Origin of the sequence: Polyangium sp. 6x1 (genome assembly GCF_029946515.1) — a bacterium.
In the GTDB taxonomy this organism is placed as follows: Bacteria; Myxococcota_A; Polyangia; order Polyangiales; family Polyangiaceae; genus Polyangium.
In genome coordinates, this window is sequence record NZ_JARZHH010000036.1 from 13,426 (window position 1) to 31,295 (window position 17,870).

A 17,870-nucleotide genomic window follows, 5' to 3' on the forward strand; every position below is an offset into this window, starting at 1 on the left:
TTCGTGCGTCGAATCCGTAGAATCAGTAGCGGATGACGACCTTCGGATAGGTCGTGATCGCCTTCTGGAAGTCTCCCGCGTCGTATTCGCGGAAGTCGAACATCGTCCCCTCGCCGCGCTTCAGGATGACCTCCCAGATGAGGTCGTGGATGTTCGGATCCCGCGACTCGAGCAGGTGCCGCGTGATGTGCCAGGTCTCGAAGATCCGGCGGCCGATCACGCTGTGCAGGCTGATGCCGTCCACGATCAGCCGATCGAAGTTCTCGATCACCGCGTCGCCGCTCTTCAAGCCGAACAGGATCACGTCGCCGCCGCGACGGACCGCGTGAATCGCGTTGTTCACGCTCGAGTTCACGCCGCTCATCTCGAGGGCCACGTCGACGCCCACGCCGTCCGTCAGCTTCCGGATGCGCTCCGTCAGCTCCGGATCGCTCTTGTGCGGTTTGTCCGTCGAACCGTTCTGCAAGTGCGGCCGGAGCACCACGTCCGCGCCGAGCCGCCGCGCCATCTCCGCGTGGCTCTCCATCGGCTCGACGCCGATGATGTAGTTCGCACCCATCGCGCGCGCGACCGCCACGGCGAACAGGCCGATCGTCCCGCATCCGACGATCGCCACGCGCTTGCCGCGCAGGTTCACCTTCGTGCAAGCGTGCACCGCGTTGCCGAACGGCTCCTGGATCGCCGCGACCTCGGGCCGGATCTTCGTGATGTCCGTCCGCCAGAGGTTCTTCGCCGGCAGCTTCACGAGATCGGCGAAGCAGCCGTCCTCGCTGATGCCGATGATCTTGTCGTCGGCGCAGACGTGCGTGTCGCCGATGCGGCACTGGTAGCAAACGCCGCAGGGGATGTGGCTCTCCGCCGTCACGACGTCGCCCACGTCGAGCCCGTATTGCCGCTTCGCGTCCGTTCCGACCTCCACCACGCGGCCGAGCAGCTCGTGCCCGATCACGCGGGACGACTTCTTGTCGCGCTCGAGCGACTTGAAGATCATGTCCTTGAAGGCCGTGCGGAACCAGATGCCGCGGTCCGAGCCGCAGAAGCCGGTCATGATGGGCTTGATGAGCACCTGCGACCGGTCGTGGTAATCGGTCGTCTCGTCGATGCGCGGACGCTCGACTTCGGTCTTTCGCAGGCCCGTGGTGTTGTCCCACGGATCGGTCTCGCGGTCGTATGTCAGGGCCTGCATCGCGTCGCTCACGTTGTGCGCCTCCTCGAAAGACACGTCGGCCAGTGTCGTCGCGGCGCGCGACAGCGCAAGTCCCAAGGCGATTGAAGGCTGCTTGACGCGATGAGCTAACGCAGCTTGCGACCCGGCGGCGGCGTCGTCTGCGAGACAGGCGGGCGCTCACGCATGCATTTGTCGAGGCCCCCTTGCAGCGATGCGTCGAGCCCGCCAGGGAGCTTCGGACGGCCCATCACGTTCACGAAGAGCCTGTCCTGCGCGATACCACCGCCCGGCGCGAAGCTCATCCACACGAACATCGCGCGGCCCTTGATGTTCTCGAACGGCACGCCCGCGCCCATCCCGCCGCGCCAGCTGCGCGAGTCGTGGCTGTTGTAGCGGTTGTCGCCCATCACCCACACCTCGTTCGCGTTGACCTTGAACGGGCCCTGGTGATGGCCACAGATGCCCGCCTTGCACGACTGCCCGATCCCGCAGTCCTCTTGCCCCTTGCACGTGGGTTCGTCGGGGCCGTTCGGGTGCGTGTCGTCGTGCGCGAACAGCGTGAAGTACGACTTGTCCTCGAGGTACTCCACGTAGAGCCAGCCGTCGTTGCCGTAGCGCCCGACGTAGCAGTGCGGCACGAGCCAGCCGTTGATGATCGGGCGGCCGTTGATCGCCTCCAGCGTGTCGCCGGGGGCCGCGATCACCCGCTTGATGAAGTCTTGCTCCTTGTTCTCCGGGAACTTGAAGACCATCACGTCCCCGCGCGTCGGCGGCAGGCTCGAGAAGAGCCGCTTCTCCGTGAAGGGGATCAGCGGGCCGTAGGTCAGTTTGTTCACGAAGATGTGATCGCCGATCATCAGGCTCGGGATCATCGAGCCGCTCGGGATCTTGAAGGCCTCGATCACGAACGCGCGCAGGATGAGCGCGACCGCCACCGCCACGCCAATCGACTCGGCGTACTCGCGCATCTCGCCCTTGCGCCAGCGCGACAGGTGCTCGCCGACCGCGCGGTCGGCCCGCGCGTGCGCCGTGTCGAACTCCGCGAGGTCGAACTTCTCGGCGGTCATCACCTTCTCGAGGCCGTTCAAGGCCTCGTCGAGGCGCTCGCGCTCGGCGGTCCTGAGCCCCTTCTGCACGTCGCGCGCGTTCTGCTTGAGGATACGCCGCGCCTCGTCGACGAGCGCCTGCGCCTCCTCGTACCGCGCCCGCGCTTGCGGCGGGATGTCCTTGCGCCCGACGCCGATCGCGCTCGAGAGCGGGAGCTCGTAGCGGTAGTGCCACGCGAGCATCGCGAAGATCGTGAAGAGCACGATGCCCGCTGGAATCTGCTGCTCCGCGACGAAGACGCGCAGGCCTCCAGCCGAGACGTCGCCGGGCGCCGGGGTCAGGAGCCAGACGGCGAGAATGGCCAGGACAAACGGGAGCGTGACGATCCAGATCGCGTAGAAAAGCCCGCGGAGCCAGGACGGTCCGGCGTTGCCCGGGTTCGGTCGTTGCGAGGGGGAAGGGTCGGATCCCTCCGTCGCGCCGCCTTCTTTGTCGAGGGCGGGCGAGCTCTCGGGAGACCGTTCATCCGGCGTGGTTGCCAAGGGGTTAGCCTTTCTATACGCCGCCCTGGGGCAGGGCAAGGGCGAGAGGCGCCGCGCAGCTCAAGGCGCGGCCCCGACTTCGACCGCGTAACTGACGAGTGCGGCTCGGTCATCACCGGCCACGCTGGGCGGAGCCGTCCTGCCGGCTGCCGCCGTGTTGTCGAAGATCACGTAGTACTGGCCGGCCGGCAGCGGCAGCGGCCTCCGCCATACCATGCCGCTCGATACGGGCTCGTCCAGGACGGGGGGCGCGGGCGGCGGACCGAGCGTCGCGTTCGTCGTGTACTGCTGCAGCCACGCGTCGCCGACGCCGCGATGCACCACGATCACGTCGACCGCGGGCGCGCCGTCGACGGCCACGCTCAGATAGAGCGCCTGCCCCTTCCCCTTCACCTCGAACGGGCCCGCGTAGTCCCGCTGGTTCTGGTGCACTTCGATGCGCTCGTTCACGAGCACGAGGCGACCGTTGTCCGCGGTCTTGTACGGCGAGCCCGGCCGCTGTCCCTTCTCGACGACGCCGAGGCCGAAGTCGACGCTGCCGTCGGGATCACGGATGACCGTGAAGCCGCGGCTGATCTCCTTCTTCAGCACCGCGCCGCCGACCTGATCGAGGAAGCCTTGCGTCGATCCGCCGGGCAGTCCGAAGGCCCCGGGCGCGGGCGGCTGCTCGATGAGGCGCGACGTGAACGTCGTGGCGCTCGTCGCGTGCTCGCGGAAGTACACGTACATCGTGCTGCCATCCATCAGGAAGTCGTGGTCGTACTCGACGGCCGCGCTCGCATCGAAGCCGATGCGCTTCGTGAGGTTCGTCCAGGCGTAGCCGTAGCCGCCGAACTGAAGGAAGAGGTTGCCCGAGGCGAGCTCCTGCGCGGCGCAGGAGAGCGGGAAGAAGCGGCCCGTCGCCGGATCTTCCTCGCGCAGCTTGAGCGGCACGCTGCGCTTCTGCACCTCGCGGCAGATCTGGCCGCGCGCGAACGAGAAGATGCCGCGGCGGAGCGTGAGGTTGCCCGGATCGTTCACGACGCCGGGCATCACCGCGAGCGACGTCTGGCCGCAGCTCGCGCCCACGAAGGAGAGCGCGAAAGCGACGGAGAGGAGGCGCGCTGTGACGGCACGGAAGGACATGGCGGGGGAGGATAGTGCATACGCACGGCCTCGGGCAGGTTTGGGACAGAGCTCGGCTTGTCGGAGCGGAGCCCCAAGCATTGAAAGGAGTGATAGCGTTTTCGCCTCATGTCGAAGGTGGCAGTCCTCGGCGCGGGCGCGTGGGGCACGGCGCTCGCGAAGGTCCTCGCAGACAAACAGAACCCGACGTTCCTCTGGTCGCACCGCCCCGACCTCGCGCTCCTGATCAACGAGCGGCGCGTGAACGAGCGGTACCTGCCCTCGGCCCCGCTGCCGCCGACGCTGCGCGCGACGGCTGACCTCGAAGAAGCGCTCGCAGGCGCCGAGCTCGTCGTGTTCGTCGTGCCCTCGCACGCGATGCGCGAGGTCGCGCGTTTCGCACGCCCGTACATCCCGGCGCGCGCGCTCCTCTGCAGCGCGACGAAGGGCATCGAGAACGAATCGCTCATGCTGATGAGCGAGGTGCTCCTCGACGAGCTCGGGCACGGCATGGAGCGGCGCCTGTCGTATCTGTCGGGGCCGAGCTTCGCGAAGGAGGTCGCCGCGGGGCAACCGACGACCGTCGTCGTCGCGGGCAAGAGCAACGACGAGACCGTCGCGGTGCAACACGCGTTCGCCACGGAGCGGCTGCGCGTCTACCAATCGGACGACGTCGTCGGCGTGGAGATCGGCGGCGCGCTGAAGAACGTCGTCGCCATCGCGGCGGGCGCCGTCGACGGGCTCGGCTTCGGGCACAACGCGCGGGCCGGCGTCATCACGCGCGGGCTCGCGGAGATCGCTCGGATCGCCATGGTGAAGGGCGGCAGCCCCCTCACGCTCGCGGGCCTCTCCGGCATGGGCGACCTCGTGCTCACGTGCACCGGCGAGCTCTCGCGCAACCGCACCGTCGGCTACGAGATGGGACGCGGGCGCACGCTCGACGACGTGCTCACGCACCTCGGCCACGTCGCCGAGGGCGTCAAGACCGCGAAGAGCGCCTACGATCTCGGCGTGAAGCTCGACGTCGACCTGCCCATCACGACCGAGGTCTACCGCGTGCTCTACGAGCAAAAGACCCCGCTCCAGGCGGTCGTCGACCTCATGAACCGGTCGCTGCGCAAGGAATGACGCGCCCGATCGCGCCTCGCGGTCACGATCGATCTCGCGCAGAAGAAGGCAGGAGAGCTGGAAAGGTGTAGACTCTCTGGCGCGATGCTACGTGCGCGTTGGTTCGCTCTCCTTGCTGCAGCTCTTTCCCTTGGCGTCGCCGCGACCGCGGCGGCGCAGAACCCGGTCCCGGATCCCTCCGGTCAGCCGCCTCCTCCGCAGCCCTTCCCGCTGCCGACGACGCTGCCCACGATCCCGGGCCTGCCGCCGCTCGTCCCCCAGCAGCCGGCGCCGCAGCCGGATCCCAACCAGCCGCAGCAGCCGCAGCAGCCGCAGCAGCCCACGCTCCCCGGCCTGCCCACGATCCCGGGCCTGCCGCCGCTCATCCCGCAGCAGCCGACGCAGCCCACGCAGCCCACGCAGCCGCAACAGCCGAACCCGTACGGTCAGCCGTACGGACAGCAGCCGTATGGGCAGCAGCCTTATGGGCAGCAACCTTATGGGCAACAACCTTATGGGCAGCAACCTTATGGGCAACCCTATGGCCAGCAGCCCTGCGTGCAGCAGCCCTATGGCCCGCCGTGCCCGTCGATGCAGCCTGTCGTCCCGATCGTGCAGGATCGGACGAAGCTCGAAATGGGCTACCTCTACGGCGCCTCGATCGCCTGGGGCGTGACCACCGGCATCTGGATCGATCTCGAAGCCGAGACCGAAAACCCCGGCCTCGCGCTCATCGCGCCCGCGCTCTTCGGCGCCGCTGCGCCGACGGCAATGTTCTTCCTCGACCGGCCGAAGATGCCGCTCGGTCGCCCCGCCGCGACCGCGACCGGCATCCTGCTCGGATCGGGCGAAGCCGCGCTCATCTGGGCGCGTCAGTACACCACCGCCAAGGCGGGCGAGGAGTGGGGCCCGAAGCAATATTTCCGCGCCCACGTCATCAGCTCGACCATCGGCGGCGTCGGCGGCTACCTCGCGCATTACGGCCTCAAGTTCCGCCCGCAGACGAGCATGTTCGTCGGCTCGGCGGCGCTCTGGGGCTCGATCGCGGGCGGCGCGTTCGGCGGCGGCGGGAGCAGCGGATCGTGGAGCGCGTGGGCCAACGACGGCGTCTTCCTCGGCGGCGTCATCGGCTACAACCTCGGCATGGTCGCGGCCGCGGGCGTCTCCGCGGTGTGGACGCCGTCGTGGAACCAGCTCGGATGGATGTGGGGCGGCTTCGGCGCGGGCGCGGCCGTCTCCGCGCTCGTCTACCCGTTTTACGCGCTCTCCGACGACGCCGATCCGCGCAGCGGCCTGATCTTCCAGGGAGTCCTCTCCCTGCTCGGCGTGGCCGGCGGCGCGCTCATCGGCGCCCCCGAGTCCAAGAGCCAAACGACCCAGCCGCCCGTGACGACCATGGGCATCGGAAATCACCCCAAGTTCGCGCGCATCCTCGGCCCGACCATCATGCCGGTTCAGGGCCCCGGCGCGGGTGTCTCGCTGATCGGCGAGCTTTATTGAAGCCCGGCGACGTGTAGCCGGGCCTCCTGACATCGAACGGCGCGCCGGGGCCGACGCCCGCGGCAAAAGCGCTATCCTCCGAAACCCCATGCCGACACTGAAGTACTTCGCCGCCCGCGGGGCGCCTCGGGTGTATGCCGTGCACAAGCCGGTCACGACGATCGGCAAGGCGCTCGGAAACGACGTCGCGCTCGCGGGGACGGGTCTCGCGGACCACCACGCGCAGATCTCCTTCGACGGCCGGGACTTCGTGCTCGAAGAGCTCGACCGCGACGGCGACATCCAGATCAACGGCAAGAAGAAGCGCCGCGCGCGCCTCGTCCACGGCGACCGCGTCATGCTCGGCGCTGTCGAGCTCGGCTTCTCGATGTTCTCCGAGGCCCCGAAGACGCGGTCCGACGACGACGGCGAGAACGAGAAACCCGCGACGCCCGGCGTCTCGGCGGAGCTCGCGGGCGTGCGCAAGCTCTACGCGTTCAGCGAGAAGCTCATCAACCGGCGCAGCCTCGACGAGCTACTCGAAGCGATGCTCGACGACATCATCGAGCTCACCCACGCGGACAAGGGGTTCTTGCTCCTCGTCGAGGGCGCCGAGGAGGCCGCAGATCCGGGCAGGGGCGCGCGCCGCGACGGCCAGGGCGAGGAGCGCAAGCTCGGCGTGCGTGCCTCGCGCAATGTGCGGCGTGAGGCAATCACGGACGCGCAGGGCTCGATCTCGGACAGCATCGCGCGTCAGGTCCTCGCCTCGGGCCGCCCGCTCATCGTCTCGGACGCGCTCGCCGACACGCAGTTCGGCCGCAGCGAGAGCGTCATCGCGATGAAGCTCTCGAGCGTCATGTGCGCGCCTCTGCTCTCACAAGGCGAGGTCATCGGCGCGCTCTACGTCGGCAACGACAAGGTCAAGCACCTCTTCGACCGCACGCAGCTCGAGTTGCTCGGCATCTTCGCCTCGCAGGCCTCGCTCATCCTGCAGAACGCGATGCTCCTCTCCGCGCTCCGCGCCGACAAGGCGAAGCTCGAAGCGGAGCTCAAGGACAAGAAGTTCGGCGAGATCATCGGCGCGTGTCCGAGCATGCTCGAGGTCTTCCGCAAGCTCACGAAGGTGGCCGCGACGGACATCAGCGTGCTCATCACGGGCGAGACGGGCACGGGCAAGGAGCTCATCGCGCGGGAGATCCACAGGCGATCGAACCGCGAGGGCGGCCCGTTCGTCACGATCAACTGCGGCGCGATCCCGGAGAACCTCATCGAGAGCGAGCTCTTCGGCCACGTGAAGGGCGCGTTCACCGGCGCCATCGCGAGCCGGCCCGGCAAGTTCCAGGTCGCGGACAAGGGCACGCTCTTCCTCGACGAGATCGGCGAGCTGCCGCTGAACTTGCAGGTCAAACTGCTCCGCGCGCTGCAGGAACGTGTCGTCTTCCGCGTCGGCGATTCGAAGCCGGAGAAGGTCGACATCCGCATCGTCGCCGCGACGAACCGGAACCTCGAAGAGGAGATCCGCGTGGGCCACTTCCGCGAGGACCTCTACTACCGGCTCAACGTCGTGAACCTGTGGCTCCCGCCCCTGCGCGAGCGCGGCGACGACGTGCTCATCATCGCGAAGATGCTGCTCTCGAAGTACGCGGACGAGCTCGGCAGCTCGGTGCGTGGCTACAGCCCCGCGGCGCTCGCGGCGGTCAAGAAATACGCCTGGCCCGGGAACATCCGGCAGCTCGAAAACCGCATCAAGAAGGCGCTCGTGCTCTGCGACAAGACGCTGCTCGGCCCCGAAGATCTCGATCTCGGGCCCGGCGCGGAGACCGCCATCTTGCCGCTCGAGAAAGCGAAAGAAGAATTCCAGCGCAGGTACGTCCTCGAAGTGCTGGAACGCAACAACGGGAACCGCACGCAGACCGCCCGCGACCTCGGCGTCGATCCACGCACCATCTTCCGGTACCTGGAGAAAGAGCAGAACCCGATGCCGAGCGGCGCGGGCGGCACGCCGCGGGATCCTTCCGAAGGCTGAATGGAAAGCACCGAAGCCCGGACCCTCTCCCACCCCTGTCCCGACAAAACGCGCGCCGATCTCGAATGGGATCGGCTGCTCGCGGCGCTCGCCGATCGCGCGGCGAGCGAGGCGGGCAAGCGCATCGCCCGTGATCTCCCGTTCGCCTCGACGCACGAAGGCGTGCTCGTAGCGCTCGGCGAGGTGAAGGAAGCCGTCGACCTCGATCGCACGGCCGAGCCTTTACCCACGGCCGACGTGCCCTGGGTCGAGGCCGCGCTCGATCGCGCGCGCATCGGCGCGACCCTGGCGAATGAAGAGCTGCGCGCCGTGGGTCGATGCCTCGCGGAGGCCGGCCGGCTGCGGCGTTTCCTCGCGGCGCGCAAGGCGCGGCTGCCGCTGCTCTTCCGCGCGTGCTCGACCGACCCGGGCCTCGACGCGCTCGAACGCGACGTGAGCTCTGCCTTCGATCCCGACGGCACGCTCTCCGATCGCGCCTCGCCGCGCCTCGCCGAGCTCCGCGGCGAGCGGCGGAACCTGCGGGAACGTCTCGTCCGCAAGCTCGACGAGATCATGCACAAGCACGCGGACATCCTGCAGGACACGTACTACACGGAGCGCGACGGCCGGTACGTGCTGCCCGTGCGCGCCGACGCGCACGAGCGTTTCCCCGGCATCGTGCACGCAACGAGCGGGAGCGGCGCGACGCTGTTCGTGGAGCCGCGCGTCGTCGTCGACATGGGCAACCGCCTGAAGATGGTCGAGGCCCTCGTGCAGCACGAGGAAGAGCTCGTCTACGCGGCGCTCAGCGCGAAGATCGGAAACGAGATCGACTCGGTCGCCGCCGCCGTCTTCGCCCTCGCGCACGCGGACGTGCGCGCCGCGTCCGCGCGCCTCGCGAAGGATCTACGCTTCACGTTCCCCGAGGTGCCCGCGTCCGAGTCCGTCGGCACGATCCGCCTCGTCGGAGCGCGTCATCCGCTGCTCGCGCTCGACGGCGTCTCCGTCGTCCCGAGCGACCTCGGGATCACGGCAGGACACGCGATGATCGTCTCGGGCCCGAACGCGGGCGGCAAGACCGTGGCGCTGAAGACGCTCGGCCTCGCCGCGCTCTGCGTTCGCGCGGGCTTGCCCGTGCCGGCCGAGGAGGGCTCGCGCGTCGACGTCTTCGAGGTCGTGCTCACGGACGTCGGCGACGATCAGAGCCTGCACAAGAACCTCTCCACGTTCAGCGCGCACGTGCAGAACCTCGCGCACATCCTCGCGGACGCGCGGCCCGGCGCGCTGGTTTTGCTCGACGAGCTCGCGGGCGGAACCGATCCTCGCGAGGGCGAGGCGCTCGCGTCCGCCGTGCTCGACTCGCTCTGCGCGCGCGGCGGCACCGTGGCGACGACGACCCACTACGAGGGCTTGAAGGCGCTCGCGCTCGCCGATCCGCGCTTCGAAAACGCATCCGTCGGCTTCGACATCGCCACGATGAGCCCGACGTTCCGTCTCTCGATGGGCATCCCCGGCGCGTCGAGCGCGCTCGCCGTGGCGCGCCGCTTCGGCATCCCCGGCACCGTGCTCGAGCGCGCCGAGCGGTTCCTCTCGCGCGAGGCCGTGCGCTTCGAAGACATGGTCGCGAAGCTCCAGGCCGAGCGAAACGCGCTCGAAGTCGCGCGCACGTCGGCCGAGCGCGAGGCCGAGATCGCCCGCGACAAACAGCGCGCGCTCGACGAGGAGCTCACGCGCCTGCGCGCCGAGGAGCGCCGCTACGTCACCGAGGCCGGCCGCGAGCTTCAGGAGTCGATCCGCAAGGCGCGACAGGACATCCGCGACGCGCAAGCGCGCCTCCGCGCCAAGCCCACGGCCGACGACCTGCGCGCCGCGGCCCGCGCGATCGACGCGGTCGCCCAGAAGACGAGCACCTTCGGCGAGCTCGAGCCCACCGGGCGGGACGAAGGTTTGTCCCGCGGAACCGTCGCGCCCGCCGAGATCCGCGTGGGCAGCCGCGTCTACGTCCCGCGCCTGCGCGCCGAGGCCGACGTCGTCGAGGTCCTCGCGGGCGGCCAGCTCCGGGTCGCCGCGGGGCCCCTCAAGCTCACCACGAACATCGCGGAGGTGCGCGCGGCGGACGGGGGTTCGTCCGAAAAAACCCGCGCGGGCGGCGGCAAGAAGCGCGTCGATCTCGACGCCGCCGCCGATCCGGACGTCCCCATCCAGACGAGCGAGAACACCGTCGATCTGCGCGGCCTCCGCGCGCACGAGGCCGTCGGCATGGCCGAGCAGTTCCTCGATCGCTGCGTCGGCGCGGGCCGCCGCGTGGCCTTCCTGATCCACGGCCACGGCAAGGGCGCCCTGCGCGACGCCGTGCGCGACGCGATGCGAACGAGCCCCTACGTCGCCCGCCTCCGCCCCGGCGAACCTCGCGAGGGCGGAGACGGCGTCACGGTCGTCTGGCTCCGCGCTTAGCGGGGCGGTGTCCTCCGCCGCCCCCGCCGTCGCGCTTGCCCGCGCCCTTGCCGGGCTCGGGCTTGCTCGCCGCGGCGCGATCGCGATCCACGCGACCGAGATCCTCGGCGATCCGGTCGAGCACGCCGTTCACGAACGCCGACGAGTCCTCGCTGCCGAAGCGCTTGGCGAGCTCGACGGCCTCGTCGAGGATGACCGCGCGCGGCACGTCCCCGCCGTTGATCAGCTCCCACGCCCCGAGGCGCAGCACGTTCCGATCGACCCGCGCCATCCGCTCGAGCCGCCAGTTCACGCTCGCCTTGCGGATGGTCTCGTCGACCTTCGCGAGGTTCTTCTCGACGCCTCGCACGATCTGGTCGGCGTACTCCCGACCTTCCGGATCACCCGGCGTCAAACGCCAGTAGTGCATGATCACGCGTTCGCCCGAGCCAGTGCCCTGCTCGAGCGCGAACAACATTTGCAGCGCGGCCTCGCGGCCGGTCGACCGAGCGCCCATGGTCCCGAGAGCTTTCGATCAGAGCCCGGCGCCGTCGAGGGCCGAGGCGAGCGAGACCATCTCGATCGCGCTCACGGCGGCCTCCCAGCCCTTGTTTCCTGCCTTCGTCCCGGCACGCTCGACCGCCTGCTCGATCGTGTCGGTCGTCAGGACGCCGAACGTCACGGGCACGCCCGTCTGCAACGAGACCTGCGCGATCCCCTTCGTCACCTCGGACGCCACGTAGTCGAAGTGCGGCGTCGACCCGCGGATCACTGCGCCGAGCGCAACGATCGCGCTCACGCTGCGCTTCTCCGCGAGCCTGCGCACGACGACGGGGATCTCCCACGCGCCCGGGACGCGCACGATCGTCACGTCCGACGTCGAGCCGCCGTGCCGCGCGATCGCGTCGAGCGCGCCCTCGACCAGCCTGTCGACGATGAAGTGGTTGAACCGGCTCACGACGAGGGCGAACTTCGCCCCCGACGGGACGACCAGGTGGCCTTCGACCGTGCGCGGAGCGCCGCGCTCTCCGTTGGTGCTCATCCGAATTTCCTCAAGCCTCGCCCTGCATCGACACGAGCGGCACGCGCTCGACCACCTCGAGCCCGAACCCGTCGAGCCCCGCGATCTTCGTCTGGCTGTTCGACAGGAGCCGGAGCTTCTGGCAGCCGAGGTCCGCGAGCACCTGCGCGCCGAGCCCGAACTCCCGCAGCGCCTGCTGCGGCGCGCGCGTCTCCTGCGTCGTACGGCCCTTCGCTTCGAGCTCGGCCCCGAGATCGAGCCGCGGCGGGATGTAGAGCACCACGCCCTCGCCCGCCTTCTCGATCAGCGAGATCGCCTCGCGCAGGTTCGACCCACCCTCGAACGGCGTCGAGCTGAAGAGGTCGGCCACGAGCGCGCCCGAATGCACGCGGCAGAGCGTGGGCTTCGTGCCGTCGACCGTGCCCTTCACGAGCGCGAGGAACTGCCGCGCCTCGCCGATGATCTCGTAGACCGCCGCCGTCCACATCGTGCCCGTCAGATCGAGCCGGATCTCCCGCTCCGACACGCGACGCACGAGCCGCTCGGTCTGCAGGCGGTACTGGATGAGATCCGCGACCGACAGGATCACGAGCTCGTGCTGCGCGGCGAACCGCTCGAGGTCCGGCATCCGCGCCATCGTGCCGTCGTCGTTCATGATCTCGCAGATCACGCCCGCGGCCCGGAGCCCGCCGAGCCGGGCGAGATCTACGGAACCCTCGGTTTGTCCCGTCCGAACCAGCACGCCGCCGCGCCGCGCGCGCAGCGGGAAGACGTGGCCCGGCGTGACGAGGTCCGTGGGCCGCGCGTCCGGCTGGATCGCGACCTGGATCGTCCTCGCGCGATCGGCCGCGCTGATGCCCGTGGTCACGCCCGTGCGCGCCTCGATGCTCACGGTGAACGCCGTCCCGAGGGGCGGACCGCCGCGCCCCGGCGCGCTCATCATCGGCAGCTCCAGCCGATCGACCTGCTCCTCTTCGAGCGTCAGGCAGATGAGGCCGCGGCCGTGCTTGGCCATGAAGTTGATCGCCTCCGGCGACACGCGCTCGGCGGCCATGCAGAGATCGCCCTCGTTCTCGCGGTCCTCGTCGTCGACGAGGATGACCATCCGGCCTCTCCGGATCTCGTCGAGCGCGCGGTTCACGCGGCCGAGGACGGCAGAGTCGATCGTCAGTCGATGCGGCATGGTGCCCCCGCCCTTCTCGCTCGCGCGCGGGTTGGAAGAAGCGGCGAGCTCGTCAAAGGAATCCCCCCGATCGGAGCTTCGCGAGGAGGCGTTCGTCCCTGGATTCGTGGTGGTGGTGCTCATCGTTCTCTGCGACCTCTCCTCCCCACCCCGGCGCATCTTCCGACGAAGACGTAGCGCGCGCCCCGCTCGCGATCGAAAGCTGCCGCGCGACGTAGCGCGCGAGCACATCGACTTCAAGATTCACGGCCTGCCCCGGCCGAAGATCGCCGAGGTTCGTCCGCCCGAGCGTGTGCGGCACGAGCATGACCTCGAACACGACGCGTGACGAGCGCCCCTGCCCCAGATCCGTCACCCGGTTGATCGTCAGGCTGACGCCGTCGATCGCGATCGAACCCTTGTCGGCCAGGTACGGCGCCAGAGCGCCGTCGGTCTCGACCACGAGCCGCGTCGCGTCTCCGCTCGGCGCCCGCTCGCTCACGCGCCCGATGCCGTCGACGTGCCCGAGCACCATGTGCCCGCCCATTCGCCCGCCGAGCTTCATCGCTCGTTCGAGGTGCACCCGCGCGCCGACCGCGAGCGCGCCGAGCGTCGTCCGATCGAGCGTCTCCGACGACATGTCGCACTCGAACCCGGTCGGCCGGATGCGATCGACGGTCAGGCACGCGCCGTTGACGCTGATCGACTCGCCGAGCTCGAGCGGCCCGAGCGAGCATTCGATGAACGCGCGCGCGACGGGGCTGCCGGCCCTCTGCCGGAGGATCCCGATGGTCTCGACGAGGCCCGTGAACATTCTGTTCGGCTCGATCCGGGGCTTACTCTTTGTTGGCCTGCGCGGCGAGCAGCCGATCGACGATCCGCTTCGACTCTTCGCCGAGCTCGGTGAACACGACGCCCATGCCGGGCGGATCGTCGTGCACGCGCACCACTTCACCGACGCCCTCGATCGTCTCGATGTCGTCCATGATCACGGTGAAGCGCAGGTTGACCTTAGTGCCGACCTCGAGTGGTGTCTTCGAGCGGACGAACACGCCCGTGCGGGAGATGTTCGACACGTACTCGTTGATGAACGAGTCGTAGCTCTCGAACTCCTTGTTGATCGTGACGCGCTCGTCCTTGCGCGGGCCGTGGTCAACAGGAGGACGGTCGCTCTCGCTCATGCGTCACCTCATCTGCCGAGCAGGTCGAACTGTTCGAGGTGGTATTCCTTGCGGGGGACGAGCTCGATCCGGCGCGTGAACAGGCGCTCGGCCTCTTGCACGGCGACGCGCTCGTCGTTCTTCAGGAGGTCGACGATCGCCGGGTGCGCGTTGACGATCACCACGTACCCCGGGAGGTTCAGGCGCTCGCGACGGATCTGCCGCAAGATCTCGTACGCGATGCTCTGCTTCGACTGGAGCTGCCCCGTGCCGTCGCAGTAGAAGCACGGCTCGAGCATGATGCGCCCGAGGCTCTCCCGCGTGCGCTTGCGGGTCATCTCGATGAGGCCGAGCTCCGAGATGCGGTTGAACGTGGTCTTGGCCTTGTCCTTCGACAGGAGCTCCTCCAGGCGCTTGCGCACCTTCTCGCGGTTGCCCGCGCGCTCCATGTCGATGAGGTCGAGGATGATGAGGCCGCCGATGTTCCGGAACCGGAGCTGGTAGGCGATCTCCTCGACCGCCTCCAGGTTCGTCGTGAGGATCGTCTCTTCGAGATCGCGCGATCCTTTGCCTACAAACTTTCCGGTGTTCACGTCGATCGCCGTGAGCGCCTCGGCCTGATCGATGATCAGGTGGCCGCCCGAGGGCAGCGGGACCTTGCGCGACAGCGCGCGCTGGATCTCGTCCTCGATGCCGTACGCGTCGAAGATCGGCTCGCCGCCCTCGTAGAGCTCCACGGCGTCCACGCGCTCCGGCATGAACATCTCCATGAAGCGCTTCAGCCGCACGTACTCCTCGCGGCTGTCGATCACAATCTTCTCGATGTCGTCCGTGAACAGATCCCGCGCCGTCTTCAGCACGAGGTCGAGCTCCGTGTAGAGGCACGCCGGCCCCCGCACGACGCTCTCGCGCTTCTTCACGACCTCGCCCCAGAGCCGCACGAGGTAGCCGACGTCGGACTTGAGCTGCTTCTTCGTCAGGCCCTCGGCCACCGTGCGCACGATGAGCCCGCCCTGCGGCGGCTTCATCGACTCGATCGCCTCGCGCAGACGCGAGCGCTCTTTCTCCGAGCCGATGCGCTTCGAGATGCCCACGTGATCGACCGTCGGCAGGTACACGACGTACCGGCCCGGCAGCGAGACGTGGCTCGTCACGCGCGCGCCCTTCGTCCCGATCGGCTCCTTCGAGACCTGCACGAGGACCTCCTGGCCCTCGCGGATCACCTCGCGGATCGGCGTCGTCTTCGAGACGCGCATCGGCTCGTGGTGGCCGCCGTGCGCTCGCTTCGTCGTCGTACGATCGCCCCCGCGATCACGACCGCCACGACCGCCATCCCGGCCGCGACCCTTCTCGCCGCGGTCCCGGTTGCGCCCTTCCTTCGGCGCCCTCGACGTCTCGCGCGCGGTCTCCTTCGGCGCCTCTTTCACGGCCACCGCGACCGCGGCGGCCGCCGCGGCCTCGGGTCGACGATCGCGGGTTCGTCCGGACCGACGCACGCGACCACGCTGCCCACGCCCACGCCGCGAACGTCCGCCGCGCGGCTCCGTCGGCGAGGTCTCGCTCTCGGTGACAGCGCCTTCGACCTTCACCTCGGCCGGCTGCGCCTCCGCGCCTTCCTCGGCCGGCGCCGCTTCGTCTTGCTCCTCGGGCTCCGCGCTCGCTTCGACGGCCAAGGCGGCCTCGACTTCGACTTCGTCTTCCGACTCCGCCGCGTCGTCCGCCTCGTCCTCTGCGCGCGCCTCGTCCGCGGGAGCTTCCTCCGCCGCAGACTCGACCGACGGCTCCTCGTCCGACGTGGGCTCCTCGACGCTGCTCGCCGAAGCGGCGGGCTCTTCTTCTTCGCCCTCGCCCTCGTCGTAGACCTCTTCGACGCTCGGCTCGGCCATCACGTCGAGCGCCGTCGGCAGCGAGATCGACACGTCGCGCTCGGTGCGCACCGGCTCTTCGGGCACGTGCGCCGTGATCTCGGGCGGAGCGTGCGCCGGACGTTCTTCTTCTTCGTGCGCCGTGCCGTGCGTGTGCCGACCTGCGAGGTACGCGTCGAAGTCATCCGGACGGATGAGATCTTCGACGTGCAGGAAGGCCGCACGTTCGAGCCCGATGTCGATGAACGCGGCCTGCATGCCCGGGAGAACGCGGCTGACCCTGCCGAGATAGATGTTCCCGAGGGTCCCCTTCTGCGCATCTCGCTCGATGTGCAGCTCGGCGATGATCCCGTTTTCGATGAGGGCGACTCGCGTCTCGCGGATGTCGACGTTGATGACGAGGAGATTCTTACCCATGCCCACTGGAGCGCCCTTACCGCGCCGCGAGCGAAGGGTTACCACGACAAGCCCGAGCCATGAAGCCGATTGGCTCGCCTTTCGTTCAGGGCTCGTCTTTCGCGACGGACCCGCGGTTCACCGATGCCCCGAGCGGCACGACCGAGCGCCGAGCAGGTCGGCCCGGCCGAACCGCGGAAGTGCAGGAAAGGAGGAAGGTTTCAGCCTCGCTGCGGGGCCGATCCTAGGGGCAGATGCTCGCGCTCTCGGCGCACGAGGTCGGGCAGGACTCGCAGAGGATGCAGGTGATGAGCGTGTTGTACCGCTCGGCGCCGAGGGGGTTGCCCATGGCGCATCCGCTCTGGCAGGAGACGTCGTCCTCGCAGCCGGCCATGCACATGTTGAATTCGACACAGGATTTGTCGCCGAAGCAGCCCTCGTAGGCCACGACGCACGGACCCTTCACCGCGCAGCTCGTGCAGCCGCGGCTGTAATCACCGCACGAGGCGAGCTCGTCGCAGTTCTCGGGCGGCTTGGTCGAAGCGTCGCCGCCCATGCCGCCGCCGCCGCCGCTGCCGGCGGTCGCCGTGGCCCCCGTGCCCCCGGCACCCCCGAAATCTCCGGAACCCCCCCCCGTTTCATCACCCACCGAACACGCCAGGAGGAAGACCAGCGCCGCCCCGAGAATGCCGTTTCGTTGCGCCATAAGTGCAACGGATCAGCGTACTTCGGGGCGGTTCCCTGCGAAAGGGCGACATCGCCCTACATGGACAAGGTATGTCCGACCAGACCGGCGGTCAGGTCACTTCGGGCACATGGCGGCCTGCTGGGCGCAGGCGCTCGGGCAGTTGCCGCAGATGAGGCAGACGGCGACGGCGTTGTAGCCCGCGAGGCCCGCCTGGTTCATCTGCGCGCAGGTCTGCTGACACGCGGCGTCCGCGCATCCCTGGAGACACTGCGCGAGCGCCTTGCAGGCCATGTTGTTCTGGCAGGCCATGATCTCGGTCTGACACGCGCCGCCCATCTGCGCGCAGACCTGGCAGTTCTGGCAGGTCGCGCCCGCCGTGTCGCAGGCCGCGTTTCCGCCGCTGCCGCCGCTGCCGCCGCTGCCGCCGGCACCGCCCATGCCGCCCATGCCGCCCATGCCGCCCGCGGCCGAGGCCGCCGACGTGGTCTTGCCGCCCATGCCGCCTTGACCACCCGGGTCCTCACCGCCCTCGCCGCCTTCACCGCCGTTGCCGGTGCCGCCGCTGCTGCACGCAACGAGCGCCCCGAGCGACACGAACACCGCCGCGAACGTCCACTTCATCGGAGACCTCCAAGGATGTGCGACCCCGGCCTCGCAAGAGAGTAGAGAGGCCGAGGACAAACGCGTCCGTAC

14 protein-coding genes and 1 pseudogene are annotated in these 17,870 nt (G+C 69.1%); 4 read left to right on the forward strand and 11 right to left on the reverse strand.

Features of this window, described 5'->3' with window-relative positions; genetic code table 11:
• Positions 1-22: 22 nt before the first annotated feature.
• The 3 genes from QHF85_RS29200 to QHF85_RS29210 all read right to left on the reverse strand — a co-directional run bounded on the left by QHF85_RS29200 (position 23) and on the right by QHF85_RS29210 (position 3,882).
• Complete coding sequence (locus tag QHF85_RS29200) at positions 23-1,222, reverse strand: zinc-binding dehydrogenase (protein WP_281330635.1); 1,200 nt, start codon at positions 1,220-1,222, stop codon at positions 23-25.
• Between the two features lie 71 nt (positions 1,223-1,293).
• Positions 1,294-2,757: a signal peptidase I gene (lepB, locus tag QHF85_RS29205; RefSeq protein WP_281330636.1), complete on the reverse strand. Its 1,464-nt coding sequence runs from the start codon at positions 2,755-2,757 to the stop codon at positions 1,294-1,296.
• 60 nt (positions 2,758-2,817) lie between these two features.
• Positions 2,818-3,882 (reverse strand): hypothetical protein, encoded by a 1,065-nt coding sequence (locus QHF85_RS29210; protein WP_281330637.1) that lies wholly within the window; start codon positions 3,880-3,882, stop codon positions 2,818-2,820.
• Positions 3,883-3,990: 108 nt separating this feature from the next.
• Here QHF85_RS29210 and QHF85_RS29215 point away from each other — a divergent pair, with 108 nt between their 5' ends.
• The 4 genes from QHF85_RS29215 (at position 3,991) to QHF85_RS29230 (ending at position 10,906) form a co-directional block, all read left to right on the forward strand.
• The gene (locus QHF85_RS29215) at positions 3,991-4,989 is read left to right on the forward strand and encodes an NAD(P)H-dependent glycerol-3-phosphate dehydrogenase (RefSeq protein WP_281330638.1); all 999 of its coding nucleotides are present in this window, start codon (positions 3,991-3,993) and stop codon (positions 4,987-4,989) included.
• A gap of 84 nt (positions 4,990-5,073) precedes the next feature.
• Complete coding sequence (locus tag QHF85_RS29220; protein ID WP_281330639.1) at positions 5,074-6,468, forward strand: hypothetical protein; 1,395 nt, start codon at positions 5,074-5,076, stop codon at positions 6,466-6,468.
• Positions 6,469-6,556: 88 nt separating this feature from the next.
• On the forward strand, positions 6,557-8,473 hold the full coding sequence (locus QHF85_RS29225; RefSeq protein WP_281330640.1) for a sigma 54-interacting transcriptional regulator: 1,917 nt from the start codon (positions 6,557-6,559) through the stop codon (positions 8,471-8,473).
• Positions 8,474-10,906 (forward strand): Smr/MutS family protein, encoded by a 2,433-nt coding sequence (locus tag QHF85_RS29230; protein WP_281330641.1) that lies wholly within the window; start codon positions 8,474-8,476, stop codon positions 10,904-10,906.
• 76 nt (positions 10,907-10,982) lie between these two features.
• Here the strand turns inward: QHF85_RS29230 and nusB are convergent.
• The 8 genes and pseudogenes from nusB to QHF85_RS29270 all read right to left on the reverse strand — a co-directional run.
• Positions 10,983-11,402 (reverse strand): annotated as a pseudogene (gene nusB, locus QHF85_RS29235) (transcription antitermination factor NusB); the annotation flags it as partial.
• Between the two features lie 18 nt (positions 11,403-11,420).
• Complete coding sequence (gene ribE, locus QHF85_RS29240) at positions 11,421-11,927, reverse strand: 6,7-dimethyl-8-ribityllumazine synthase (RefSeq protein WP_136930323.1); 507 nt, start codon at positions 11,925-11,927, stop codon at positions 11,421-11,423.
• A gap of 10 nt (positions 11,928-11,937) precedes the next feature.
• Positions 11,938-13,089, reverse strand: a complete 1,152-nt coding sequence (gene ribB, locus QHF85_RS29245; protein WP_281330642.1) for a 3,4-dihydroxy-2-butanone-4-phosphate synthase — start codon at positions 13,087-13,089, stop codon at positions 11,938-11,940.
• A gap of 52 nt (positions 13,090-13,141) precedes the next feature.
• Complete coding sequence (locus QHF85_RS29250) at positions 13,142-13,882, reverse strand: riboflavin synthase (RefSeq protein WP_281330643.1); 741 nt, start codon at positions 13,880-13,882, stop codon at positions 13,142-13,144.
• A gap of 22 nt (positions 13,883-13,904) precedes the next feature.
• Positions 13,905-14,249, reverse strand: a complete 345-nt coding sequence (locus QHF85_RS29255; protein WP_281330644.1) for a PilZ domain-containing protein — start codon at positions 14,247-14,249, stop codon at positions 13,905-13,907.
• A gap of 8 nt (positions 14,250-14,257) precedes the next feature.
• Positions 14,258-16,510, reverse strand: a complete 2,253-nt coding sequence (locus tag QHF85_RS29260) for an Rne/Rng family ribonuclease (RefSeq protein WP_281330645.1) — start codon at positions 16,508-16,510, stop codon at positions 14,258-14,260.
• 223 nt (positions 16,511-16,733) lie between these two features.
• Positions 16,734-17,195: a hypothetical protein gene (locus tag QHF85_RS29265; protein WP_281330646.1), complete on the reverse strand. Its 462-nt coding sequence runs from the start codon at positions 17,193-17,195 to the stop codon at positions 16,734-16,736.
• 96 nt (positions 17,196-17,291) lie between these two features.
• Positions 17,292-17,798, reverse strand: coding sequence for a hypothetical protein (locus tag QHF85_RS29270; RefSeq protein WP_281330647.1), 507 nt, complete (start codon positions 17,796-17,798; stop codon positions 17,292-17,294).
• Between the last annotated feature and the right edge of the window lie 72 nt (positions 17,799-17,870).